Raw genomic sequence first — 23,813 nt, 5'->3', positions numbered from 1 at the left:
TGCGCTTGGCTTGTTCCATTAGATGGTGCTTTTGCACAATAAATCAAAGGGACGGTGCCTGTGGTCATATAGACGTGACCAGGCATCGAGAGGGGAAATCAGCGGTCAGGTGCTGCGCTGGCGCGAGATTTGCACGGCGAGGATGCCTGCGGCGATAACGGCAACGCCGATGACATCGCGCAGCCCCAATTTCTCGCCCAGCAGCAGGGCGGCGATGGCCACGCCAAAGAAGGGATTGAGAAAGTGGAAGGTGGCGGCGCGGGTGGCACCGATGCGGCCCACCAGCAGGAACCAAATCCATGTGGCCAGCAATCCGGGTACAAGGCAGGTGTAGGTAAAGGCGGCGATCAAGGGCCAGCTCATCGTGACTTGGGGCGTTTCAAACAAGAGCGTTGCGAGGGCCAATGCGACAAACCCCACCAGCATTTGCAAACCGACCACCATCAACAGGTTCCCGCCCGCCGAGGCACCGCGCACGGTGAGGGTGGCAATGGTGAGCGCAAGCACCCCGATAAAGCAAATCCCAACGCCAATGAGGTCAATCCCGCCGGACAGATGCGCGGCCATGATAAAGATCACGCCGGCAAAGCCGGTGATCAGCCCCAAGATGCCCAAAGGGCTGAGCTTGTCGCCCATAAAGGCCCATGCAGCAAGCGCGACCATCAAAGGCATGGTGGAGGCGATGATCGCGGCGAGGGAGGCTTCGATCGTTTGCATGGCGACAAAGAAAAGCCCGAGATAAACAGCGTTCTGTAAAAAGCCAAAGATGATGGTGGCGCGCCATTGAGAACGGCTGAGCCGGAAGCTCTGGCCTAAAGCGGCTGCGATGCTGATGCCGATGATGCCCGACACAAGATAGCGCATAGAGAGGGCAAACAGGGGCGTGGCATCGGCCACGATAATGCGTGCGGAGGTGAAGGCCGATGACCAGATGAGCGTAAAAGTAAGCCCCATCAAAACTGCGCGCAGATCCATGATCATCCTCTCGTTGTGTTTGCCTGACCTTTTAGGAGATCAATGGCGGTTGCAACGGGGATTGGTCCGGAAAAATGTATGGGTACAAATGAAAAAGGCCGATGCGAGCACCGGCCTTTTCGAATTCTGTTTCAGCCACGTGGGCCTTAGCCGTTAACGCTGTCTTTCAGCGCTTTTGCGATTGTCATTTTGACAACCTTATCGGCTTCTTTTTTGAATTGCTCGCCTGTGGCAGGGTTGCGAACCATGCGCTCGGGGCGTTCGCGGCAATAGATTTTGCCAACGCCGGGCAGAGTGACAGCGCCACCGCCTGCAACTTCTTTTGTGATCAGCGCGCAAACTGCGTCCAATGCGCCGCTTGCAGCTTTTTTATCGGTGCCCATTTCTTCGGCGAGTGCTGCGACGAGCTGGGTCTTTGTCATTGGTTTCGTGGTCATTAATTATCTCCTCGATCGCCCTATAAAATGGGCCTCATTGGCAGAATGTAATGGTAAGTGGATATTAAGCACAACGCATTACCGCGTAATTTTCCTTGAAATGCGCGAAATACGTGTCTTTTTTTTGAGTTTGGGGCCTAAAGGAAAGCGGTTTCATCAAAAGAACGCAGTTTTCTGCTGTGAATCCGCTCCAACGGCATGCCGCGCAGCTGCTCCATCGCGCGAATTCCGATCATCAAATGCCTTGAAACTTGGGTTTTATAGAAGTCTGACGCCATGCCGGGCAGCTTTAGCTCGCCGTGCAGGGGTTTGTCACTGACACACAGCAATGTGCCGTAAGGCACGCGGAAGCGGTAGCCATTGGCGGCGATGGTCGCACTTTCCATATCAAGGGCCACGGCGCGCGATTGGCTAAGGCGTTGCACAGGGCCGGATTGGTCGCGCAGTTCCCAGTTGCGGTTGTCGATGGTGGCCACGGTGCCGGTGCGCATGATGCGCTTGAGCTCGTAGCCTTCCAATTGGGTGACTTGGGCCACGGCATTTTCCAAAGCGATCTGGATTTCGGCCAGCGCGGGAATGGGGACCCAAACGGGCAGGTCATCGTCCAGCACGTGGTCTTCGCGCAGATAGGCGTGGGCGAGGACAAAGTCACCCAAGGCTTGTGTGTTACGCAGTCCTGCGCAGTGACCCACCATGAGCCACGCATGAGGGCGCAGAACGGCGATGTGATCGGTGGCTGTTTTGGCGTTGGAAGGGCCGACGCCGATGTTGACCAGCGTGATGCCCGACCCATCGGCACGTTTGAGATGGTAGGTCGGCATCTGTGGCAGTTTGGCGGGCGTTTCCAGCGGCGCGTCACCGTCTGTGATGACTTGGTTCCCGGTAGAGACAAAGGCGGTATAGCCGCTGTCGGGGTCGCGCAGTTGGGCGCGGGCGTAGTCTTCGAACTCGGTCACGTAGAACTGGTAGTTGGTGAACAGCACGTGGCATTGGAAATGATGCGGATCGGTGGCCGTGTAATGCGCGAGGCGCGCCAATGAGTAGTCGACGCGCTGTGCCGTAAAGGGGGCCAATGCGCCAACACCATCCGCAGGCGCATATGTGCCGTTGACGATATCATCGTTGGTGGTGCTGAGGTCAGGCACATCGAACACATCGCGCAGTGTGAAATCGGCAGCGCCTTCTTGAGGCACGGCTACGCCTGTCTCGGAGGTCATGGCGAAATGGATGGGGATAGGCGTTTCGGAGGGGCCGATTGTGACGGGGTGGCCGTGGTTTTTGAGCAGCAGGCCGATTTGCTGGATCAGGTAGGGACGGAACAGATCAGGCCGCGTGATTGTCGCCGCATAGGTCCCTGGCCCCGAGACATGGCCAAAGCTGAGCCGTGTGTCCACCTGCGCGTAGGATGAGGTGGTAAAGCGGACCTCGGGATAAAACGCGCGGATACGGGTGTCGGGGGGCGCGTCGGCCATGGCTTCTTCGAAATGTGCGCGCAGAAAATCGACCGCTTGGGCATAAAGCTCGGTCAGGCGGTCTACGGCGGCGGTCGCGTCCGTAAATGTTTCGGGCTGGGGCGCATCGGGTGTGAGCATCTGGTATTGCTTCATTGATCTGTACCTTTGTTTGAAAACAGGCTGCCGATTTTTTCCATGATAACATCCGAGCTGTCGGCGTCATCGAGGTTGAGGGATTCCACCGTGCGCATCAACTCTAATTCGTAGGCCAGCTCGGCCTCGGTTGGTTCGGGTGTGGTGGCGGCGATCCACAGGGCGAACGGGTCTGTGGTGTCTGAGTGATATTCGGGGAAGTTTCGGATGCCCAGATCATGCGCGGTGGCGGGCATGTCGAGGGCAAAGCGTGATTTAAGGAAGGCCTGAAGTGCGCTGGGCGCGACGGGCTGCTCATCCTCGGCAAGTTCGGCACTGCTGCTTGCGCCGTGGAACTCTAGCGTGGCTTGGAGTGGGGTGAGGGTTGTATCCTCCAGCGCGCCGGGTTCGGGATAGCCCATGGCAAGAAATTGCAGCAGGACAAGCGGATCATCCGTGATAATGCCCAGCGTGTCGTGGCCGATGTGCACAAATTGCTGCTTGCCCGCATCATCCAGCCAGATCGCAACGCGGCCGCCATCGCCTGATGTCTCGCCAATCTCGGCGATGCTGGCGTCGATGGTAGGATCAGGCGTGGACCAGTGATCGGTGAAGGGCAGCGCCGTGCCGCCAAAAGTAACGTGGCTTGCCATAGGGTGGCCGATGTAATCGGCGGGATAAAAGGCCAGCCAGTGATCCTCAGGCGCGGCACCCTCACGGATATGCAGCCAGCCTTGATCCTCCATCCAGTCGAATGTCTGGATCAGTTCAGGCGGTAGGGTGATACCGGCTGGCATAAGCTTGGCAAGGTTTTGGGCAAAGACCTTCACGAGACAATGACATCCATGAATTCAAAGCTGCGCACATCGACAAGGCCAAGGTCGGATATCCGCAGTTCGGGGATCACGACGAGGGCCAGCAGTGAATGCTGCATATAGGCGTTATTGAGCGTACAGCCGCAGTCGCGCATGGCCTGCATCATCGCATCGGTTTTAGCGGCGACATCGGCGGCAGGGCTGTCGGACATCAGGCCCGCGATGGGCAGGTCGATGGTGGCAAGTGGCGCGCTATCTCTGAAGATGGTAATGCCGCCGCCCAACGCGCGCAGGTGATTGGCGGCCAGCGCCATCTGTTCGGTGTCAGTGCCCACCACGATCATATGGTGGCTGTCATGCGCCACAGTCGAGGCCATGGCCATATTGCCGGTATAGCCAAAGCCGGAGACCAGCGCATTGACCACGCCGCCTGTGGCACGGTGGCGCTCTACCAGCGCGATTTGACAGACATCGCCATGGGCGGTGACACGGCCTTCGGTCACGGGCAGCTCGAATTGGAGCGCCTTTGTCGGGGCTTGGTTTTCGACCACGCCGATGACATTGGCAGTGACGGCATTGGCCCCGGCGGGGGCGGAAATGGTGAAATCATCCGCGCCCAGATCGCGGGCCATGTTGACCGTTTGGCGCGCGTGTTTTGGCCAGCTGTAATGGGGGCAATCGACAAGGCATGTACCATCCTGTGCCACAACCTGACCGCGGGCGATAACAGTCTCTATCGGGAGGGTTTTGAGGTCTGAGCTTAGGATCACATCCGCACGACGACCGGGGGTGAGAGAGCCGATGTCGCGCTCTAGCCCAAAGTGGGTGGCGGTGTTGATCGTGGCCATTTGCAAGGCAATCAGCGGGTCACAGCCGCAGTCAATCGCATGGCGCACGACGCGGTTCATGTGGCCATCATTAACCAGCGTGCCCGAGTGGCAATCATCGGTGCATAAGATCATGTTGCGCGGATCAAGGCCACGCTCGGTGATCGCGGTGATCTGGCTTTCTACATCGTACCACGCAGAGCCGAGGCGGATCATGGATCGCATCCCTTGGCGCATGCGCGTCACGGCGTCTTCTTCGCAGGTGCCTTCGTGGTCATCAGCGGGACCTCCGGCCACATAAGCGGCAAACGCAGGCCCAAGATCAGGGGAGGCATAATGCCCCCCTACAGTTTTGCCGGCACGCTGGGTCGCGGCGATCTCGGCCAGCATTTGTGGATCGGCGTTGCTGACGCCCGGGAAGTTCATCATTTCGCCTAGGCCGATGATCCCGGGCCAATCCATTGCTTTGGCCACGTCTTCGGCGGTGATCTCGAAGCCTGTCGTCTCCATCCCCGGTGCGCTGGGCGCGCAGGAGGGCATTTGGGTGAAGATGTTGACGGGCTGCATCAGCGCTTCGTCGTGCATCATGCGCACGCCCTCAAGGCCCAGCACATTGGCGATCTCATGGGGATCGGTGAACATGGAGGTGGTGCCATGGGGGATGACAGCGCGGGCGAATTCGGCAGGGGTGAGCATGCCGCTCTCGATGTGCATGTGGCCGTCGCATAGGCCGGGGATCATATAACGGCCATTCGCGGCAATGATCTGCGTGTCGGGGCCTTTGCAGTGGTCTGCAGAGGGTCCAACAAAAGCGATGCGACCCTGTGCAATGGCGATGTCATGATCGGGCAGGGCTTCGCGGGTATGGACGTTGACCCAAATGCCTCCCGTGATGATCATATCGGCGGGTTGGCGGCCAGCAGCGACGTTGACAAGATCGGCGGCCACATCGGGCCAGGCGGGGAATGTTGCTTGTGTCATGGCTCAACATTCCACAGGGTAGAGCGGTGTTCAAGCGGGAGCGGTGCAATGGATTATGACACGGTCGGGGCGGAATCCTTTGGAGCCAGCCTGCGTGGTATCGGTTTGAACTTGCTCGTGCGGGATGTTGTGGCACAAGTCGCCTTTTTAGAGACTGTTTTTGGCATGAAAGCGCATCAACCGACGGCTGATTTTGCGATTATGCGATATGGTGATCAGCTGTTTCAGCTGCACAGTGACGGTACGTATCACTCCAATCCATTGCTTGGCCTTATACCGGAATCCCCGCCGCGTGGAGGCGGGGTTGAGATCCGGCTGTATGATACCGATCCCGACGATGCTTGCCTTCGGGCGCAAGCGGCGGGTGGGACGATCCTGCAGGCGCCCGCTGATAAGCCGCACGGCCTGCGCGAGGCATATATTTTGTGCGGAAACGGATATGCTTGGGTGCCAAGTACGGCGATTGCGTAATTCTTTGGCATCTGTCGCATTCGGGATGGACGTGACGCTTTTGGGGTGCTGTTGATGGGGCAAACCACAGGAGCGCGCAGAATGGACCATTCTCATACGAAACCGAATATGGATTTCTGGCAGGAGCGGGTGGATCTGGCCGCCGCATTTCGTTGGGCGGCGCGGCTGGACATGCATGAGGCGGTTGCGAACCATTTCTCACTAGCGGTCAATGACAGTGGCACGCAGTTTCTGATGAACCCTAATCAGGCACACTTCAGCCGTGTCAAAGCCTCTGACATGTTGCTCATTGACGCGCAGGATGCTGCTACTCTGGAAGGACCGAATGCACCGGACCCGACGGCGTGGGGGTTGCATGGCGGTATGCACAAGGCCTGCCCGCACGCACGCTGCGTGATGCATGTGCATTCGACCTATGCGACGGTCCTCGCCTCGCTTGCCGATAGTCGCCTGCCGCCGATTGATCAAAATGCCTGTACGTTTTTCAACCGTGTCGTGATTGACGAAGGCTATGGCGGATTGGCCTTCGAGGATGAGGGCGCACGCTGTGCGACATTGATGCAGGACCCCAAGAAAAAGGTCATGGTGATGGGCAATCACGGGCTGCTGATAATTGGGGATACCGTAGCCGAAGCATTCAACCGCATGTATTATTTTGAACGCGCCGCGCGCAACTATATCCTTGCTCTGCAAACTGGCCTGCCGCTGCGTGTCATCCCCGAAGACATTGCAGAAAAAACGGCAAGCGAGTTGGAGCAATACCCCGAGCAGGACATTCGCCATCTCGCCGAGCTCAAGGCGATTCTTGATGATGAAGGATCGAACTACGCCAGTTAGCACGTAACCGGTGGCGGCTGAATCAACACGGACTGACAAGAGACTAACAAGCAGGATTAGAGAATGATTTACGGGCTAAGCGAAGAACACACCATGATCGCCGACACGGTGCGGAGTTTTGTGGAGAAAGAGATCTATCCGCATGAAGAACTGGTAGAGCGTACCGGCGAGGTACCCGACGAAATCGCACAGGAGATCAAGCAAAAGACGATCGATCTGGGGTTCTACGCCTGCAACTTTCCTGAAAGCGTCGGATGTGCGGGGCTGAACCACGTGGAATTCGCACTGGTCGAACGCGAGCTGGGGCGCGGATCAATGGCGCTGAACCACTTCTTTGGGCGCCCGCAGAATATTCTGATGGCCTGCGAGGGCGAGCAGGTCGAACGCTATCTGATGCCTGCTATACGCGGGGAGCGGATGGATGCGCTGGCCATGACAGAGCCGGGGGCCGGATCAGACGTGCGGGGGATGAAATGCAGCGCCGTGCGGGATGGCGGCGACTGGGTCGTTAATGGCACTAAGCATTTTATCTCCGGCGCGGACCACGCTGATTTTATCATTGTCTTCATTGCGACGGGAGAGGACCAGACCCCCAAAGGCCCCAAAAAGCGGATCACTGCCTTTCTGGTTGATCGCGGTACCAAGGGGTTCACGATCCGGGATGGTTATAAGTCGGTAAGCCACCGGGGCTACAAGAACATGATTCTCGAATTTGACGATTGCCGCCTGCCTGACGCGCAGGTTTTGGGTGAAGTCGATGGCGGGTTCGAAGTGATGAACACATGGCTTTATGCGACGCGGATCACTGTCGCCACGATGAGCGTTGGCCGCGCGCGCCGCGTGTTTGACTATGCGCTGAACTATGCCGCCGAGCGGGAGCAGTTTGGCCAGAAGATCGGCAAGTTTCAGGGCATCTCTTTCCAGCTGGCTGATATGATCACCGAGATCGACGCGGCGGATCTGCTGACGCTGGCAGCTGCGGACAGGCTTGATAAGGGCATCCCTGCGAACCGTGAAATCGCGAGCGCCAAACTATATGCCAGCGAGATGTTGGCGCGGGTAACGGATGCGGCGATACAGGTTCATGGGGGTATGGGGTTGATGGACGACTACCCGCTCGAGCGGTTCTGGCGCGACGCAAGAGTTGAGCGGATCTGGGATGGGACAAGCGAGATCCAGCGACATATCATCAGCCGCGAGTTGCTGCGGGCGTTGGGAGCGTGAGAGCGGTTTCGTCGTGCAGGCACGCCGACGCAGCAGGGGGCCAGCCCCCATCGCCGCTTTGCGCCGATTCCCCCGGAGTACTTATGGCTAGGACAAATAGGGGAGCCCGCTTTGGAGCTCCTCTTCGAGAAAAAGCGAAGCTATTTCCCCTAGCACGGCCATCGGCCCTCCGGCCTGTACCGCTTGTGCAGTTTAGGCGGGTCGTGGTTAATGATTGGTTATTTTCTCTAGCCAAAAATACTCTCGCCGAAGGCGAAAATTTCTTTTGGAGGATAGCCGCCTATGAAGTCTGATCTATCGCGATTGCTGCGACCCAGGTCGATTGCCGTCATCGGTGGTGGTGCGTGGTGTGCGCAGATCATTCGTCAGTCACGAGGAATGGATTTCGGGGGCGACATTCAGGTAGTGCATCCGCGTGGCGAGATAATTGAGGGCATTCAGGCGGTGACTTCGCTGGAACAACTTGAGATGCCGCCAGACGCTGTTTTTGTCGGGGTGAACAGGAGCGCTACGATTGAGGTTGTGGGGGCTCTTGCGTCGATGGGCGCGGGGGGGGCAGTTTGTTTTGCCTCCGGCTTTTCAGAGGCGGTGGCGGAAGATGATACCGGGGCCGATCTGCAGGTGCAGTTGGTTGCGGCGGCGGGTGACATGCCGATTCTCGGGCCGAATTGTTACGGGTTTATCAATGCGCTGGACGGTGCGTTGTTATGGCCGGATCAGCACGGGTGTGTGGCCGTAGAGAGCGGTGTCGCGATCCTTACGCAGTCTTCCAATATCGCGGTCAATCTGTCGTTGCAGAGACGTGGATTGCCGCTTGCCTATGTGGTGGCTTGCGGGAACATGGCGCAGACCTCGCAGGCGCAGGTCGCATATGATCTGTTGGATGATCCGCGCGTGACTGCGATTGGGTTGCATATTGAAGGCTTTGGCGATCTGGCCGCTTGGCACAAGCTGGCGCAGCGGGCCCATGCGCAGGGCGTGCCGCTAATTGCGCTGAAGGTCGGTCTGTCGGATCAGGCACAGCAGGCGGCGGTGTCGCATACTGCTTCGCTTGCGGGCAGTGATGCGGGGGCCGCGGCGTTGCTTGGGCGGTTGGGCATTGGTCGTGTTTATGACCTGCCAAGCTTTTTGGAGACATTGAAGCTTTTGCATATGGTGGGGCCGCTGGAGCATCCGACTTTGTCGTCGATCAGTTGCTCGGGTGGGGAGGCGAGTTTGGCGGCAGATACGGCTGTGGGCACATGCCTGACGTTTCCGGCGTTGACCGAGCATCAAAGCGTCGCGCTGAAATCGGCATTGGGTCCGATGGTCGCGCTGGGAAATCCGTTGGATTACCACACCTATATCTGGCGCGATACGGAGCGGATGGCGGATGCCTGGGTTCCGATGGCGGCAGAGCATATCGGGTTGACGCTGATGATTGTTGACTACCCCCATACAGATGCCGGCGACTGGATTTGTGCGACGGAGGCTGCATTGGCGGTGCGCGCGCGCAGCGGGCGTCCGGTGGCTGTGGTGGCGACTTTGCCGGAGTTGATGCCTGCAGACGTGGCTGCGACCCTGATAGCGGGCGGCGTGGTGCCGATGAACGGTCTGCGGGAGGCCATTACAGCGACGGATGTGGCTGCCAGATTGGCGGCGCCTGAAGAGGTATCTGTTCTGGCACCTGGCCCGGACCGGGAGGCGGAATTGATGGGGGAGGTAGAGGCCAAAGCGGCGCTGGCTTCCCATGGGATTCCGGTGCCGGAGGGGCGGTTTGTAGAGGACCGTGGTGGCCTGGGTGCGGCGGCGGACAGCCTTGAGGGACCTTTGGTTTTGAAGGTCTCGGGGCTGGCTCATAAGTCCGAGGCGGGCGGTGTAAAGGTTGGTCTTGCGGCAAATGAGGTTGTCCGCATGGCTGAGGCAATGCCGGAGGGAAGCTATCTGCTGGAGCAGATGGTGCAGGGAACTGTGGTTGAGCTTTTGCTAGGAGTGGTGCGTGATCCGGCGCATGGATTTGTCCTGACGTTGGGTGCGGGTGGTGTGCTGACCGAGCTTTGGCAGGATACGGCGACAGTTCTGGTGCCTGCGCGGGCACAGACGATTGAGGCCGCGTTGCGGTCCTTGCGCATTTGGCCATTAATCGAAGGGTATCGCGGTAAGCCGGGAGCGAAGCTGGCCGCGATTATTGATGCTGTTATGGCGTTACAGGACTACGTCATTGCCAATGCCGACAGTATCAGTGAGGTAGAGATTAACCCGTTGATGTGTACCGCGGATGCGGCCATCGCCGCGGACGCATTGCTGCGTCAAGCTTAAGGAGAGAGAATATGGACCCGATTAAAACCCGTCGCGAGGGCGCGATCCTTGAAGTGACATTGGACCGCCCCAAGGCCAACGCCATTGATCTGGCTACTTCGGTGCAGATGGGCGAGGTATTTGCAGGGTTTCGCGATGATCCCGAGCTGCGTGTGGCGATTATCACTGGCGGTGGTGAGAAGTTCTTTTGCCCCGGTTGGGATTTGAAAGCGGCGGCGGGCGGTGATGCCGTGGATGGCAATTATGGGGTTGGTGGCTTTGGTGGGCTGCAAGAACTGCGTGGATTGAATAAGCCGGTGATCGCTGCGGTGAACGGTATTTGCTGCGGTGGTGGGCTCGAGCTGGCGCTGAGTGCAGATATGATTTTGGCGGCCGACCATGCGACATTTGCGTTGCCCGAAATCCGCTCCGGCACGGTGGCGGATGCGGCCAGTATCAAACTGCCCAAGCGTATTCCTTATCATATCGCAATGGAGCTTTTGCTGACGGGACGTTGGTTTGACGCCGCAGAAGGCAAGGGCTGGGGCTTGATCAACGAGATCATTGCCGGCGACCAGTTGATGGACCGTGCATGGGAATTGGCACGTCTGCTCGCCTCTGGTCCGCCGCTGGTCTATGCGGCGATCAAGGAAGTCGTGCGCGACGCGGAAGACTCCAAATTTCAGGATGCAATGAACCGGATCACCGGGCGACAGTTGGAAAGCGTGGACAAGCTTTATGCATCCGAGGACCAAATGGAAGGTGCACGTGCGTTTGCGGAAAAACGAGATCCTGTGTGGAAGGGCAAATAGTCCATTTGCCAAAGGGCAGCGCGCGCGTTTAACTGCATCATATTATTTTAAAGCAGATTGAAGGACGCGCGCGGCCGATGAATTTATTGTTTGTGCACCAAAACATGCCCGGTCAGTATCGTGAGCTGGTTCAGTGGCTTGCCGCGCAGGGCGGGCATGAGATCTACTTTCTGACGCAGCGCAAAAATCCACCAAAGATCGAGGGTGTCAAAGAACGGGTCTATGCGCCGCATCATGTCCCCAAACAGGGGGCTTACGGGCTTAGCAGGGTGTGGGAAGAAGCCAGCGGTGCGGGCTTTGGCGCGGCTGCGGCGGCCAAGCAGATCGAAAAGGATGAGGGGTTTAAACCGGATCTCATCATCGGGCATGTGGGTTGGGGCGAGCTTACGTTTTTCAAACAGCTTTGGGCGGATGTGCCGATTATCGGCTTTTTCGAGTATTATTACCGTCTGTTCGGTGGACCGGTGAACTTTGACCCCGAAGAGCCGGTGAATGCGCATACGCCGTTTCTGTTGCAGGCCCGCAATGTCATCCCGAGCCTCAATATTACCACTGTGGATCGGGGGTTAAGCCCCACAAAATGGCAGCGCGACTGCTTCCCGTCGCAGATGCATGACAAGATTTACGTGTGTCATGACGGGATACGAACGGATCAGCTTGGATCAGACCCCAAGGCGACGCTTAAACTGGGGCGGATTGATACACCAATCAGATGCGGTGACGAGATCGTCACGTATATGGCGCGCAATCTGGAGCGGATGCGCGGCTTTCATAAATTCATGCGCGCGCTGCCAGATATCTTGGATGCACGGCCGGATGCGCGGGTCTTGATCATTGGTGGCAACGAGACCTCTTATGGCGCGAAAAGCAAACAGCCCGGCGGCTTGCGCGGGGAAATGGAGGCAGAGGTCGGCGACCGTGTGGATTGGAGCCGTGTGCATTTCTTGGGGCAGGTGCCCTATGCCGATTATCAGAAGATCATTCAGATCAGCCGTTGCCATATCTATCTGACGATGCCGTTTGTCCTGTCGTGGTCGTTGCTTGAAACGATGTCGATGGAGGCCACAATTGTTGCGGCTGATGTGGCCCCTGTGCGCGAGGCTATGACGCATGGTGAAACGGGTCTATTGGTTGATTTCCATGATCCACAGGCTTTGGCGCGTCAGGTCATCAAGGTGCTGGAAAAGCCTGAGGATTTTGCCCATCTGGGCCCCGCGGCGCGTCAGCATGTCATCAAAGAGTATGACTTTCTCACGAAATGCCTGCCTGAGCATATTGCCGAGATGAATGCATTGCTGCCTGCGGACAAACAGATCCCTATGCCCGCCTAGGGGTTTGGACGGGCCGGTGGATTAGTTGGTGGCGAGGTTTACCAACGCGAAGGTTGAACCGATGAGGCCTACAACGGCATTCACGCCTGACAGGGGGCTTTCGGTAGCAAGCACCAGATCACCCGAGTTGATAAAGAAGTTGCGTGCTGAAAATAGGCCATCGGAAGTGGTCAGATCGATTGTAAACACGACACGCTGCTGGCGTGGGCCGCGTGTGCCTGCGTTCAATGCAGAGGCGGGGTATTCGCGTAGGATCAATACCCCTTTCGGGTTGGCGCGGGATTCATTCACACCTCCCATAATCGAAAGTGCATCAAGCGCCGAAAGTTTGTCGCGGTTAAAGTCGAACTGGCTTTCTGATCCGGCGGAGCCGAGTGTCAGGAAGTAACGCTTGTCTGCCTCGACAATAATCTGGTCTCCACCGCGCAGCCGCGTATTCAGGTTTGAGTCCTCGAAAAGCCGCGCCAGTGACTGCTTGTAGGTCTTGTGACCGCGTACAAGTTTTACTTGGGGGTTGTTCACGCTATCAGGGACGCCGCCTGAGGCAGAAATCGCCGCCAGAACGGAAAAATTCTGATCCGGTAGCTTCACGTTGCCGGGGCTGCTGACGCCACCGATAATATCAACGGAATTTTCGCGACCTTCGGCCATAGACAATTGGACCTGCGCGCCGGGCGCAATGGCTTCGAGCTGGCGCTGAAGGGTTAGACGCGCGTTGTCTGGCGTTCGTTCGGCGACGCGTACTTTGCCGACGTAAGGTACAAAGATGGATCCGGCTTCGGATACACGAATGCCCGAAAGATCGGTGCTGCGTTGGCCGGGGGTGAGCAGCAAAGAGTTTTCGGCACTGTCCCAGATCGTGATGTTGAGGGTATCGCCTGGCTGGATGATTTGCGCGTTTGATCCGTGGCTATGGGGTAGCCAGTCATATTGGCGCTCACCGGCGGTGGGCCATTCGGCAATGCTGGGCAGTAGTGCTTTGGAGACCGTATAGACGGCAAAATCAGCGTCAGGGGCGCTGGCCCCCCGCGTGATTTCGGCCTGAATGGGCGCACCGCGAGGTAACGCGGCACAGGCAGCCACACCCAGACATAGCGCAGCGAGAACAGCGAATTTTGTCAATTTGAACATCGGAATAACTGCTCACCCTTGCCGGAACACCCCTCTGATCAAGCGAATTGAGGGGATATTTGTCGACGCAAGATACTGCATAGGGGGGGGAGGTCAATCTTTGGGTGCTATGTACCGTGTAATTGAGCGCCATGGTGCGGCGATTATGCCCCCTTCGTGTGGTGACAAAGTTGCACAGTGGCTATGGCCAAGATAAAGACACTATGCGCGCAGATAAAGCACGTGGCACGATTACAGGCTGGCATGCCTTTGGATTACTGTTCTGATTGACTGAAGGAGACTGCCTGTAATGACATGGCGAAAGCGATTGTTCGATTTGTTTTTCGCCAGTTTGCTGGTTGTCATTCTGGGGCCGGTTATCCTGTTTCTGGTGATCTATATCTTGCTTAAGCAGGGGCGCCCCCTGTTCTATGTTGCAGAGCGGATGAAGACCCCGGATGAGCCTTTTGGCCTGATCAAATTCCGCACAATGACGGTTGTGGATCAGGATCAGGGTGTTTCAGGTGCGCATAAGGCATCGCGGGTGACACCTGTGGGAGCCAGATTGCGGTCCAAGCGGCTTGATGAGTTTCCCCAGCTTTGGAATATCCTGAAGGGGGACCTGTCATTTGTCGGGCCGCGACCGCCCTTGCGCGAATATGTCGAACGGTTCCCGCACATCTATGACGAGGTCCTCAAATCCCGTCCCGGGGTGACGGGGTTGGCGACAATCCGTTTTCATAAACATGAGGACAGGTTGCTGCGCCGCTGTAAAACTGCAGAGCAAACCGATGATGTTTATTGCCGGATTTGCGTGCCGCGTAAAGCCAGACTGGACTTGATCTATCAGCGCAATCAATCAACCTGTTATGATTTTGATCTGGTGTTTCAAACGATCGGCAATCTATTCCGCCGATAACGCCGTCTGGCCAGAGCTTTTCGGATAAAGTCATCTAATGTATGAATTCTCGTTAGAGTGCTTTATGTTACTATTCTATAGAGCCTTTGGGCCGGATTCAGGCAGGCGGTTTTCTATGCCGAAAACCCGATGCAAAATGTAAAATGGATCAGATAATGCTGAGCTGGATCAAATCGCTTTCTAAATCGAGCAAGCGCGCAATCATGCTGTTGTTGGATGGGGTTATCGTTCTGGCAGCCCTTCTGCTGGCGTTTTCGGCGTTGGACCTACCCGGTGGCCTGTGGGAAAATATCAGTAGTTACATGCTATTGCTGCCGTACATCCTGCTTTTGGCTGTGGGTATCTCGATCTGGTTCGGCATCGATCACATTCAGGTAAGTGGCTATGACGGCGGGTCCATTGGTCTGACTGCTGTGCATGCGATCTTGCTTACAATCGCTTCGATTGTTTTTTCCGACATTGCCGGATTGGGCCTGCCCTTGGGTTTGCACATGGTGTTCGGCGCGATTTTCTTTTGCGGTGCTGTAGCGGCGCGTGCAGTGCTTTTGCAGGTTGTATTGGCAGTATACCGCCGAGGAAGCGACCGGACCCGTGTATTGATTTATGGCGCAGGCGCGACGGGGTCGCAGCTGGTGTCTGCACTGCGGGGCCATGAGGCGATTGAGGCGGTTGCATTTGTTGACGACAACAAGGGCTTGCAAGGATTGCGCGTGCAGCGCCTGCCTGTCTATCCGGCAATCCATATTGCCGAAGTCGCTGCGACAATGAAGATTGATCGTGTGTTGCTGGCGGTGCCATCATTGAGCCGCCCCAAACAGATACAGATCGGGCGCAAGCTTCAGAAGATGGGGCTTGAGGTCCAGACCCTACCGTCATTTGCGCAACTGATCGGCAAGGATGCACTGCTGGATAAGCTGACACCGGTTAACGCTCGCAGCTTTTTGGGCCGCGATGAGGTCGCGCGGCCGTTGGGCAAGGCGAGTGCCTGTTACGAGGGTAAGACAGTTCTGATTTCCGGCGCGGGAGGCTCTATCGGGTCCGAGCTGTGCCGTCAGGTGATCGAGTGCCGTCCGGCCAAGTTGATCCTGTTCGAGTTGAGCGAGCTGGGTCTGTATAACATCGACATGGAGTTGCGCCAGACGATCGAACAGGAGCAGCTGAAAATCGAGCTGGTGCCGGTTCTGGGGTCGATTACGGATGCCCGTCAGGTTCGCAAGCTGTTGGTGGATCACGGTGTTCAGATTGTCTTGCATGCGGCTGCTTACAAGCATGTGCCGATTGTGGAGGCCAATCCGCTGACAGGGTTGGTCAACAATGTCTTTGGTACGCAGACGCTCGCCATGCAGGCGGCCAAAGCCGGTGTGGAGCGGTTCATGCTGATTTCGTCAGATAAGGCCGTGCGACCTACCAATGTGATGGGGGCTTCAAAACGGCTGGCTGAACTTGTGGTGCAGGATCTTGCCAAACGTCCGGGCGGTACGGTTTTCTCCATGGTGCGCTTTGGCAATGTTCTGGGGTCGTCGGGTTCGGTCGTGCCGCTGTTTCAGGAACAGCTGCGCCGTGGCGGCCCTTTGACAGTCACGGACAAAGGCGTCGAACGGTATTTTATGACCGTGCAAGAAGCGGTGCAGCTGGTGTTGCAGGCCAATGCCATCAGTCGAGGCGGAGAGGTTTTCGTTCTGGATATGGGGCAGCCGGTCCCGATCTTTTCACTGGCGCGTCAAGTGATCGAAAGCGCTGGTTATACCGTTCGGGATGAAAGCAACCCTGACGGCGACATTGAAATCCAGATCACGGGCCTGCGCCCTGGGGAGAAAATGTCCGAAGAGCTGACTTTGTCGAATGACCTGATTGGCACACGCAACCCCAAGGTGTTTATGGCGCAGGAAGAAGGGCTGTCGCAGATCGAGATTGCCTCGGCGTTGCGCGGGCTGCGCGAAGCATTTGTGGCAAGCGATGAAGGAATGGCCCGTGACGTTGTGCGGCGCTGGGTTGAGGGATATCAGACCTGCATAGATAAGGCTGATGCGTCCTGATCAAGGGCGCAGAATTGTCACGCTACCTGCCAATCTGGCGCGGCGGCTGTGGCTTTCGTTGTGTCATCATGTAGTGGCATGCATTAGTATTGCAAAATAGCGTCGAGCAGAGAGCATTTGATGATCCGATCTATCGCGAGAAAAGCAAAATACGCAGCCCTTTCAGGGGCCGTCGTAGTGGTTCCTCATGCTGTTACGGCCCAGAGTGCTGATGGCATTTTTGAACGACCCGATCGCCCGACGCTTAACTTTTACGGTGTGCCCGGTCTGATTGATTTGCCCTCAGCCGAGGCTTTGCCTGACGGGCAGGTTGCTGTGGGTGTGTCATACTTTGGCGGTATTACCCGCACGACGCTGACGTTTCAGGCGACTCCGCGCATTCAGGCCAGTTTCCGTTATTCGGCGCTTGAAGATCTGAATTTGGCGGGGTTCAGCACCTTCCGCGACCGCAGTTTCGATGTGCGGTTTTTGGTAAACAAAGAAAGCCTGTATCTGCCGGCAGTGACCGTTGGTCTGCAGGATATTGCGGGTACCGGCATTTTCTCGGGCGAGTTTATCGCAGCAACAAAGACATTCGAGGGCGGTCGCATTCCGGGCCGGATCAAGGCGACTGCCGGCTTGGGCTGGGGGCGTCTAGGCAGTTCGGGCAGCATTGGATCGCCTTTCGGTGCCAGAACAGCCTCATTTGACCCGGGCGATACCGGCGGGGAGCTTTCGACAAGCCAGTGGTTCCGTGGGGAAGCGGCACCTTTTGCCGGTGTTGAGTGGAATGTGAATGATAAATTCGGCCTCAAGGTCGAATATAGCTCTGATGCCTATACGCTTGAAACCAGCAGCGGAGTGTTCGACCGGGAGTCGCGCTTTAACTTCGGGGCTGAATACCAGATTTCCGACAGTGTCCGGCTTGGTGGGTATTATCTGTATGGGTCCGAATTGGGGGTAAACCTACAGATCCAGCTCAATCCGAAGCGGCCGGTTTCGCCTTTGCGTATTCCAGCACCACGTCCCTATTTTATCCGCCCCAGCCGCAGTGCGGATCCCGAGGCTTATTCGACCGAGTGGGCAGCATCGGAGGCCGAGGCAAGCGTTCAGGTACGCGACGCGCTTGTGCCGTTGCTTGAGGCTGAGGGGCTGACCCTGATCGAAACACATACGACCGCCTCTGAAACCGAGGTCCGTTTTAGCAATGAGCGGTATCTGGCGACGTCGATCGCCGTGGGTCGGGTTGCGCGCGTCATGGCACGCTTGTTGCCGGACTCGGTCGAAACATTCCGCATTGTACCGGTCAAAAACGGTTTGGCGCAATCGGCTGTGGTTTTCCGTCGCTCTGATCTGGAAGCATTGGAAGTCTCTCCTGCGGGGCCCGATGCGTTGCTGGCTGTGACCGGCTTTAGCGACGCAACGCCGACGCTTGCGGGGGGGGGCCACAACGAGGCCACCTATAACAAGTTCAACTGGTCTATCGGGCCTTATCTGGCGCGCAGGTTCTTTGATCCGAACGAACCTATCCGCGTGGATGCCGGCCTGTCGTTATCGGCCTCTTATGAGCCAGCACCGGGGTGGAAGGTTGCGGGCACAATCCGCCACCGCCTCACCGGCAATATCGAGGATGCTCTGGAGGATTCAGGGTCGGCGCTGCCGCGTGTGCGTACCTCGCAGCTTGATTATGAACGCGGCGGTGCGACTTTCATCCCCGAACTTTATGGGAGCCGTCAGTGGAAGCTGTCGCCGGATGTGTACGCGCGTGTGACCGCGGGTTATTTGGAGCGGATATTTGGCGGGGTGTCGACCGAGGTTTTGTGGAAACCGTCGACAAGCCGACTGGCTTTAGGGGTTGAGGCCAACTATGTCCAGCAGCGCGATTTTGACGATATTCTGGGCTTTCAGGATTATGATGTCGCGACGGGACATGCTTCGGCTTATTATGAATTCAACAACGGCTACCTAGGCCAGTTGGACGTCGGGCGTTATCTGGCGGGCGACTATGGCGCGACGGTTACGCTTGAGCGTGAATTTGCAAATGGCTGGCGTGTTGGCGGCTTCTTCACGTTGACGGATGTTTCTTCGGAAGACTTCGGTGAAGGCTCTTTTGACAAAGGGATCAAACTTACGGTGCCTGTGAATTGGCTATTGGGGAACCCTGACAACCGGGTGCGCTCTACCACCATTCGGCCGGTGCAGCGTGATGGTGGCGCACGGTTGAATGTACCGGGGCGTTTGTATGAACAGGTGCGCTCTGGCCACCGCACACGGTTGAGTGAAAATTGGTCCGGAGTATGGGAATGAGACGGATGTGGAAGCGCGGATTTGGTGCTGCACTGGTTGCGGCTTTGCTTTCTGCGTGTAGTTCGGACAATGCCGGTGGGCCAAGCCTGCCGCTTGTACTTGCAGGTTCGGCCAAAGATATTGTGACTTCGCGGGATCGTGGCGTATTGCCTAAAACCGTTGTTTCGCAAGCCGATTATGCCAAGATCACAGTGCCACTGCTTCAGGTGAACCCCGAGCTTAGGGGGGGGAGCGATTTCTTGCAGCGCGTGGCTGTACGCAACGATTCGGCGCCGGGCACGGTGGAGATTTGGGAATCGTCCGATAAGGCGCAGGTCTTTCTGCGTGACGGCATTGTTGTCGGTTCGCGCGGTATCGGGGGTGACATAATTGCTGCAGGTGCAAACGCCACGCTCAGCGCGCTGAAACGGCAGGGCAAGGGTAGCGGTTTGCGCGAATTTATCGTGTCCGACGGCGATGTCACCACGACGAAATATAAATTCCGGTGCGATGTCGAAAATTTGGGGGCGGAAAGAATTTCCGTTGCAAGTCAGGCATTTGACACGATCCATATGCAAGAAACCTGCACGGTTGAGGGGCCTGAACTTAGGGTTGTTCGCAATGATTATTGGGTGCAGCAACCGTCGGGTTTTGTCCGGAAGTCGCGCCAATGGATGGGGCCGCGTGTCGGGTATTTCGAGTTGCTTGCGCTGAAAAGTTGAGCAGCCGTGCAACAGTTGGCGGGAAGTTGCTAATATCCTAGGCATAAAAACAGATGGGATGTTGTGATAATTTCCGAATTCAGCTATTTCAGTCGTAAAGGGTGGTGCAACCGCTCGTCGAATTAAATCAATCAGGATGTATAACATGTTTAAGACTATCTCCGCAGCAGTAGCCGTATCTTTGATGGCGACCGCTTCTTTTGCCGGTTCGCTGAACACAGATTTCGAACAAGAGCCTGAGCAAAAGCCAGCCTTCGTTCCAACCGGTTCCGGTATCGGTGCACCTGCCGTTATCGGTGGTTTGCTGGCAGCTGGCGCTGTTATCGCAATCGTTGCAAGCGACGACGACGATTCGTCCTCCACAACGACAACAGTTTCCGACTAAGATTTACGCATCGCGCGTTTTGGCGGCCTCTCCTATCGGAGGGGCCGTTTTCTTTTGTAAGGTAGCATTTGCTAGCGACGGATAGGTGTATGGACAAACGGTTGCTTTCAATTGGTCACGGCTATAGTGTGCGGGCGCTTGCTGCGCGGCTGGTGCCTGAGGGCTGGCACATTGTTGGCACAACCCGCAGCGAGGAAAAGCTGGCCCAGATTGCCGCGACAGGGGTTGAGCCACTGCTGTGGCCGGGTAACGACATTACCCCGCTCATTCAGGAATTTCCTAATATCCTTATCTCTGCTGGCCCGGGGCCGGATGGTGATCCTGTTCTCGCTCATCTGTGCGATGCGTTCAGGCAGGCTGCGCCGACAATGCGTTGGCTTGGATATCTTTCCACGACAGGTGTTTATGGCGACCATCAAGGCGCTTGGGTGGATGAACAGACGCCGCTATCACCCAGCACTAAACGAGGGGCCGCACGCGTCGTCGCAGAGGCGGCATGGCAGGCCATCCCCGATCTTCCGCTGCATATCTTCCGACTTGCCGGTATTTACGGGCCTGAGCGTGGCCCCTTTGCGAAAGTCCGCAATGGAACGGCGCGGCGGATCATTAAGGAAGGGCAAGTCTTTAGTCGCATTCACGTCGAGGACATTGCCTTGGGGCTTGAGCTGTCGCTGGAGCGCCCCATGGCAGGTGCGGTTTTCAATATGTGCGACGATAATCCGGCCCCGCCGGAAGACGTAATCGGCCATGCGGCAGAACTGTTGGGGATGCCTGTCCCGCCGGCGATCGCTTTTGACCAAGCGGATATGACGCCCATGGCCCGCAGCTTTTATGCCGAAAGCAAGCGGGTGCGGAACGATCATATCAAACAGGCATTAGGGTGGTCGCCAATTTACCCTGACTACCGCACAGGGCTTGCCGCGATGCTGGCCAAGCTACGCTGATTATAAGTCTGACCAGCGCGATAGCGGCCTGAGTGGTGTGATTTCGTTGCTTATCGGGTCAGCTGTGGAATGGGGGTTTCGCGTCTTGTCCTTGTGTCAGGCGCACGCCATATAACCTCAATCAAACTGGAGCGTTTATGACTTTCACCCAAAAGCTTACCCATTTCATGGAATCCGCTCGCGTGCGGAATACAGTCCTTGCCGTGATCCTGTTCAATGCGGTGATTTTGGGGATTGAAACGTCTGAGCCGATCATGGCGCGGGCTGGTGGTCTGATCGTATTGTTGGACCGGCTATGTCTGGCGGTTTTTGTGATTGAGCTATTGGCCAAACTGATCGCTTACCGCGCGCGGTTCTTTCGCGACGGGTGGAACATTTTCGATTTTGTGATTGTGGGCATTTCCCTGGTTCCCGCAGCACAGGGGTTCTCTGCGCTGCGGGCGCTGCGCATCCTGCGGGTGTTGCGGATTATTTCGGCGGCACCAAACTTGCGCCGTGTGGTTGAGGGGTTTGTCACCGCGTTGCCCGGTATGGCATCGGTGTTTTTGCTGATGGCGTTGATTTTCTATATCGCTGCGGTGATGGCGACTAAACTGTTTGGCGATGCCTTTCCCGAGTGGTTTGGCACGCTGGGGGCGTCCGGCTACTCGCTGTTTCAGATCATGACATTAGAGAGCTGGTCCATGGGCATCGTGCGGCCCGTGATGGAGGTATATCCGCAGGCGTGGATGTTCTTTTTGCCCTTTATCATGGTCACGACCTTTGCGGTGGTGAACCTGTTGGTGGGCCTGATTGTGAACTCCATGCAGGACGCGCACCAAGAGGAATCAGTGGCCAGCACCGATGCTTACCGCGCAGGTGTTGAAGATAAGCTCGAAGCGTTGGAGGCAAAGATAGACCAGTTGATTGCCGCGAAAAAAGATTAGGCGCTTTGCGCGCCGATGCTGGTGATGCCGAGGGTGCCTAGGACTTTTTCCACGATCTGTTCGGCATTCATGCCGGCAACAGCATACATGTCCGCTGGGCTTGCCTGATCAATAAAAATATCAGGCAATACCATTGAGCGGAATTTGAGCCCTTTATCAAACACGCCTTCTTCCGCCAAAAGCTGCGCCACGTGGCTGCCGAAACCGCCTGTGGCACCTTCTTCGACGGTGATAAGTACCTCGTGTTCGCGGGCAAGTGTCAGGATCATCTCACGGTCCAGCGGCTTGGCAAAACGGGCATCGGCAATAGTAGGGGTGATCCCCTTTGCGCTTAGCGTCTCGGCTGCCTTCTCTACTTCCTCAAGTCGGGTGCCAAAAGATAGCAGCGCCACTTGCTTGCCCTGCGCGATCATCCGGCCCTTGCCAATCTCAAGCGGGATGCCGCGTTCTGGCATATCGACCCCGCGCCCTTCGCCGCGCGGAAAGCGGAAGGCGATCGGGCCATCGTCATAAGCGGCAGCGGTGACCACCATGTGCTTGAGCTCTGCCTCATCAGCAGCGGCCATCACAACGAAATCGGGCAGATTGGCGAGGAAGGCCACATCAAAGGATCCCGCATGGGTCGCGCCGTCAGCACCAACAAGCCCTGCACGGTCGATGGCAAAGCGCACAGGCAGGCGCTGGATCGCAACATCATGCACGACCTGGTCATAACCGCGCTGCAAAAAGGTCGAATACATCGCGCAAAAGGGTTTCATTCCTCCGGCAGCAAGCGCGGCAGAAAAGGTCACGCCGTGCTGTTCGGCAATACCTACGTCGAAGCAGCGCGAGGGATGGCGCTCCAGAAACCGGTTCAACCCGGTGCCGTCCGGCATAGCGGCGGTCACGGCACAGATCTTGTCATCCTCACCTGCCAGATCCAGCAGGGTCTGTGCAAAAACGTTGGTATAGCTGGGCGCGTTGCTGGGGGCCTTTTTCTGCTCGCCGGTGATGACGTTGAATTTGCCCGTGGCGTGCCCTTTATCCAGCGCATTCTCGGCGGGACCATACCCTTTGCCCTTTTGCGTCATGACGTGGATCAGGATTGGCCCCGTTGCGCGGGCCTTGACCGTACGCAGCACCGGCAGCAGTTGATCCATATCGTGCCCGTCAATGGGGCCGAGATAGCTAAAGCCCAGCTGTTCGAACAGGGTGCCGCCAACGGTGAGGCCTTTCAGCATATCCTTGGCGCGCTTGGCCCCTTCGCGGAAAGGGTAGGGCAGCAAGCTCACCGCACCTTTGGCCGCGGTTTTGAATTCCTGAAACGGTTCTTCAGCATAAAGGCGGCTCAGATAAGCAGACATGGCCCCCACTGGTGGCGCAATGCTCATCTCGTTGTCGTTGAGAATCACGATCATGCGCTTCTTCAGGTGGCCCGCGTTGTTCATCGCCTCATAGGCCATACCTGCGGACATGGACCCGTCACCGATTACGGCAATCGCATCACCCAACCCCTCAGGCACCACGCCGCCCAGATCACGGGCCACAGCAAAGCCGAGGGCAGCAGAAATAGAGGTCGAGCTGTGGGCGGCTCCAAAAGGATCATAGGCGCTTTCACTGCGCTTGGTGAAGCCGCTCAGCCCGTTTTCCATGCGCAGGGTGCGAATGCGGTCGCGCCGCTCTGTCAGGATCTTATGCGGATAGCATTGGTGGCCTACGTCCCAGATGAGTTTGTCGCGGGGTGTGTCAAAAACCGCATGCAGCGCTACCGTCAGCTCAACCACACCAAGGCCGGCCCCCAAATGCCCACCGGTGACAGAGACAGCCGAAATCGTCTCGGCACGCACTTCATCGGCCAGCTGTGTCAGTTCGCGATCAGACAGGGATTTCATATCCGCAGGGCGCGTGATCCGATCAAGCAACGGTGTCTGGGGCGTGTCGGTCATATCATTGT

20 protein-coding genes are annotated in these 23,813 nt (G+C 57.2%); 13 read left to right on the top strand and 7 right to left on the bottom strand.

What is annotated here, in order from left to right:
- Window positions 1-105: 105 nt before the first annotated feature.
- The 5 genes from ABJM03_RS15395 to ade all read right to left on the bottom strand — a co-directional run bounded on the left by ABJM03_RS15395 (window position 106) and on the right by ade (window position 5,621).
- The gene (locus tag ABJM03_RS15395; protein ID WP_348418729.1) at window positions 106-975 is read right to left on the bottom strand and encodes a DMT family transporter; all 870 of its coding nucleotides are present in this window, start codon (window positions 973-975) and stop codon (window positions 106-108) included.
- Between the two features lie 146 nt (window positions 976-1,121).
- A complete protein-coding gene (locus tag ABJM03_RS15390) occupies window positions 1,122-1,412 on the bottom strand; it encodes an HU family DNA-binding protein (RefSeq protein WP_348418728.1) in 291 nt (96 codons plus the stop codon).
- A gap of 137 nt (window positions 1,413-1,549) precedes the next feature.
- Window positions 1,550-3,004, bottom strand: coding sequence for an AMP nucleosidase (locus tag ABJM03_RS15385; protein ID WP_348419149.1), 1,455 nt, complete (start codon window positions 3,002-3,004; stop codon window positions 1,550-1,552).
- Window positions 3,005-3,015: 11 nt separating this feature from the next.
- Window positions 3,016-3,828 (bottom strand): hypothetical protein, encoded by an 813-nt coding sequence (locus ABJM03_RS15380; protein WP_348418727.1) that lies wholly within the window; start codon window positions 3,826-3,828, stop codon window positions 3,016-3,018.
- Window positions 3,825-5,621 carry an adenine deaminase gene (gene ade, locus ABJM03_RS15375; RefSeq protein WP_348418726.1) on the bottom strand — a complete coding sequence of 599 codons (1,797 nt, stop codon included), beginning with the start codon at window positions 5,619-5,621 and terminating at the stop codon, window positions 3,825-3,827. The genes ABJM03_RS15380 and ade overlap by 4 nt, the downstream gene beginning before the upstream one ends.
- Window positions 5,622-5,669: 48 nt before the next feature.
- Here ade and ABJM03_RS15370 point away from each other — a divergent pair, with 48 nt between their 5' ends.
- The 6 genes from ABJM03_RS15370 (at window position 5,670) to ABJM03_RS15345 (ending at window position 12,573) form a co-directional block, all read left to right on the top strand.
- On the top strand, window positions 5,670-6,092 hold the full coding sequence (locus ABJM03_RS15370) for a glyoxalase (RefSeq protein ID WP_348418725.1): 423 nt from the start codon (window positions 5,670-5,672) through the stop codon (window positions 6,090-6,092).
- Window positions 6,093-6,173: 81 nt separating this feature from the next.
- The gene (locus ABJM03_RS15365) at window positions 6,174-6,929 is read left to right on the top strand and encodes a class II aldolase and adducin N-terminal domain-containing protein (protein WP_348418724.1); all 756 of its coding nucleotides are present in this window, start codon (window positions 6,174-6,176) and stop codon (window positions 6,927-6,929) included.
- 63 nt (window positions 6,930-6,992) lie between these two features.
- Complete coding sequence (locus ABJM03_RS15360; protein ID WP_348418723.1) at window positions 6,993-8,153, top strand: acyl-CoA dehydrogenase family protein; 1,161 nt, start codon at window positions 6,993-6,995, stop codon at window positions 8,151-8,153.
- Between the two features lie 282 nt (window positions 8,154-8,435).
- A complete protein-coding gene (locus ABJM03_RS15355; protein WP_348418722.1) occupies window positions 8,436-10,451 on the top strand; it encodes an acetate--CoA ligase family protein in 2,016 nt (671 codons plus the stop codon).
- A gap of 11 nt (window positions 10,452-10,462) precedes the next feature.
- Window positions 10,463-11,242 carry a carnitinyl-CoA dehydratase gene (locus ABJM03_RS15350; protein ID WP_348418721.1) on the top strand — a complete coding sequence of 260 codons (780 nt, stop codon included), beginning with the start codon at window positions 10,463-10,465 and terminating at the stop codon, window positions 11,240-11,242.
- 77 nt (window positions 11,243-11,319) lie between these two features.
- The gene (locus ABJM03_RS15345; RefSeq protein WP_348418720.1) at window positions 11,320-12,573 is read left to right on the top strand and encodes a glycosyltransferase family 4 protein; all 1,254 of its coding nucleotides are present in this window, start codon (window positions 11,320-11,322) and stop codon (window positions 12,571-12,573) included.
- A 21-nt stretch (window positions 12,574-12,594) separates the two neighbouring features.
- On the opposite strand, the gene ABJM03_RS15340 is transcribed toward ABJM03_RS15345, so the two are convergent.
- Complete coding sequence (locus tag ABJM03_RS15340; protein ID WP_348418719.1) at window positions 12,595-13,704, bottom strand: polysaccharide biosynthesis/export family protein; 1,110 nt, start codon at window positions 13,702-13,704, stop codon at window positions 12,595-12,597.
- A 289-nt stretch (window positions 13,705-13,993) separates the two neighbouring features.
- On the opposite strand from ABJM03_RS15340, the gene ABJM03_RS15335 reads away from it, so the two are divergent.
- The 7 genes from ABJM03_RS15335 to ABJM03_RS15305 all read left to right on the top strand — a co-directional run bounded on the left by ABJM03_RS15335 (window position 13,994) and on the right by ABJM03_RS15305 (window position 21,880).
- Window positions 13,994-14,602: a sugar transferase gene (locus ABJM03_RS15335; RefSeq protein WP_348418718.1), complete on the top strand. Its 609-nt coding sequence runs from the start codon at window positions 13,994-13,996 to the stop codon at window positions 14,600-14,602.
- A gap of 155 nt (window positions 14,603-14,757) precedes the next feature.
- A complete protein-coding gene (locus ABJM03_RS15330) occupies window positions 14,758-16,638 on the top strand; it encodes a nucleoside-diphosphate sugar epimerase/dehydratase (RefSeq protein WP_348418717.1) in 1,881 nt (626 codons plus the stop codon).
- Window positions 16,639-16,758: 120 nt separating this feature from the next.
- Window positions 16,759-18,924, top strand: a complete 2,166-nt coding sequence (locus ABJM03_RS15325) for a YjbH domain-containing protein (protein ID WP_348418716.1) — start codon at window positions 16,759-16,761, stop codon at window positions 18,922-18,924.
- Complete coding sequence (locus ABJM03_RS15320; protein WP_348418715.1) at window positions 18,921-19,625, top strand: YjbF family lipoprotein; 705 nt, start codon at window positions 18,921-18,923, stop codon at window positions 19,623-19,625. The genes ABJM03_RS15325 and ABJM03_RS15320 overlap by 4 nt, the downstream gene beginning before the upstream one ends.
- Before the next feature lie 145 nt (window positions 19,626-19,770).
- The gene (locus tag ABJM03_RS15315; RefSeq protein ID WP_348418714.1) at window positions 19,771-20,010 is read left to right on the top strand and encodes a hypothetical protein; all 240 of its coding nucleotides are present in this window, start codon (window positions 19,771-19,773) and stop codon (window positions 20,008-20,010) included.
- Window positions 20,011-20,099: 89 nt separating this feature from the next.
- Window positions 20,100-20,954, top strand: coding sequence for an SDR family oxidoreductase (locus ABJM03_RS15310; protein WP_348418713.1), 855 nt, complete (start codon window positions 20,100-20,102; stop codon window positions 20,952-20,954).
- Between the two features lie 137 nt (window positions 20,955-21,091).
- Window positions 21,092-21,880 carry an ion transporter gene (locus ABJM03_RS15305; RefSeq protein ID WP_348418712.1) on the top strand — a complete coding sequence of 263 codons (789 nt, stop codon included), beginning with the start codon at window positions 21,092-21,094 and terminating at the stop codon, window positions 21,878-21,880.
- Here ABJM03_RS15305 and dxs read toward each other — a convergent pair.
- Window positions 21,877-23,805 carry a 1-deoxy-D-xylulose-5-phosphate synthase gene (gene dxs / locus ABJM03_RS15300; protein WP_348418711.1) on the bottom strand — a complete coding sequence of 643 codons (1,929 nt, stop codon included), beginning with the start codon at window positions 23,803-23,805 and terminating at the stop codon, window positions 21,877-21,879. The genes ABJM03_RS15305 and dxs overlap by 4 nt on opposite strands.
- Between the last annotated feature and the right edge of the window lie 8 nt (window positions 23,806-23,813).

It is taken from the genome of Sulfitobacter sp. (genome assembly GCF_039977885.1).
GTDB lineage: Bacteria > Pseudomonadota > Alphaproteobacteria > Rhodobacterales > Rhodobacteraceae > Sulfitobacter.
Note: the sequence above shows the minus strand (reverse complement) of the source record. Positions and strands in the feature narration are given on the sequence as shown.

Bases quoted from the DNA above. Each gene is read 5' to 3' on its own strand.
- ABJM03_RS15395 (WP_348418729.1), bottom strand. From the start codon at position 975: ATGGATCTGCGCGCAGTTTTGATGGGGCTTACTTTTACGCTCATCTGG.
- ABJM03_RS15390 (WP_348418728.1), bottom strand. From the start codon at position 1,412: ATGACCACGAAACCAATGACAAAGACCCAGCTCGTCGCAGCACTCGCC.
- ABJM03_RS15385 (WP_348419149.1), bottom strand. From the start codon at position 3,004: ATGCTCACACCCGATGCGCCCCAGCCCGAAACATTTACGGACGCGACC.
- ade (WP_348418726.1), bottom strand. From the start codon at position 5,621: ATGACACAAGCAACATTCCCCGCCTGGCCCGATGTGGCCGCCGATCTT.
- ABJM03_RS15370 (WP_348418725.1), top strand. From the start codon at position 5,670: ATGGATTATGACACGGTCGGGGCGGAATCCTTTGGAGCCAGCCTGCGT.
- ABJM03_RS15365 (WP_348418724.1), top strand. From the start codon at position 6,174: ATGGACCATTCTCATACGAAACCGAATATGGATTTCTGGCAGGAGCGG.
- ABJM03_RS15360 (WP_348418723.1), top strand. From the start codon at position 6,993: ATGATTTACGGGCTAAGCGAAGAACACACCATGATCGCCGACACGGTG.
- ABJM03_RS15355 (WP_348418722.1), top strand. From the start codon at position 8,436: ATGAAGTCTGATCTATCGCGATTGCTGCGACCCAGGTCGATTGCCGTC.
- ABJM03_RS15350 (WP_348418721.1), top strand. From the start codon at position 10,463: ATGGACCCGATTAAAACCCGTCGCGAGGGCGCGATCCTTGAAGTGACA.
- ABJM03_RS15345 (WP_348418720.1), top strand. From the start codon at position 11,320: ATGAATTTATTGTTTGTGCACCAAAACATGCCCGGTCAGTATCGTGAG.
- ABJM03_RS15340 (WP_348418719.1), bottom strand. From the start codon at position 13,704: ATGTTCAAATTGACAAAATTCGCTGTTCTCGCTGCGCTATGTCTGGGT.
- ABJM03_RS15335 (WP_348418718.1), top strand. From the start codon at position 13,994: ATGACATGGCGAAAGCGATTGTTCGATTTGTTTTTCGCCAGTTTGCTG.
- ABJM03_RS15330 (WP_348418717.1), top strand. From the start codon at position 14,758: ATGCTGAGCTGGATCAAATCGCTTTCTAAATCGAGCAAGCGCGCAATC.
- ABJM03_RS15325 (WP_348418716.1), top strand. From the start codon at position 16,759: ATGATCCGATCTATCGCGAGAAAAGCAAAATACGCAGCCCTTTCAGGG.
- ABJM03_RS15320 (WP_348418715.1), top strand. From the start codon at position 18,921: ATGAGACGGATGTGGAAGCGCGGATTTGGTGCTGCACTGGTTGCGGCT.
- ABJM03_RS15315 (WP_348418714.1), top strand. From the start codon at position 19,771: ATGTTTAAGACTATCTCCGCAGCAGTAGCCGTATCTTTGATGGCGACC.
- ABJM03_RS15310 (WP_348418713.1), top strand. From the start codon at position 20,100: ATGGACAAACGGTTGCTTTCAATTGGTCACGGCTATAGTGTGCGGGCG.
- ABJM03_RS15305 (WP_348418712.1), top strand. From the start codon at position 21,092: ATGACTTTCACCCAAAAGCTTACCCATTTCATGGAATCCGCTCGCGTG.
- dxs (WP_348418711.1), bottom strand. From the start codon at position 23,805: ATGACCGACACGCCCCAGACACCGTTGCTTGATCGGATCACGCGCCCT.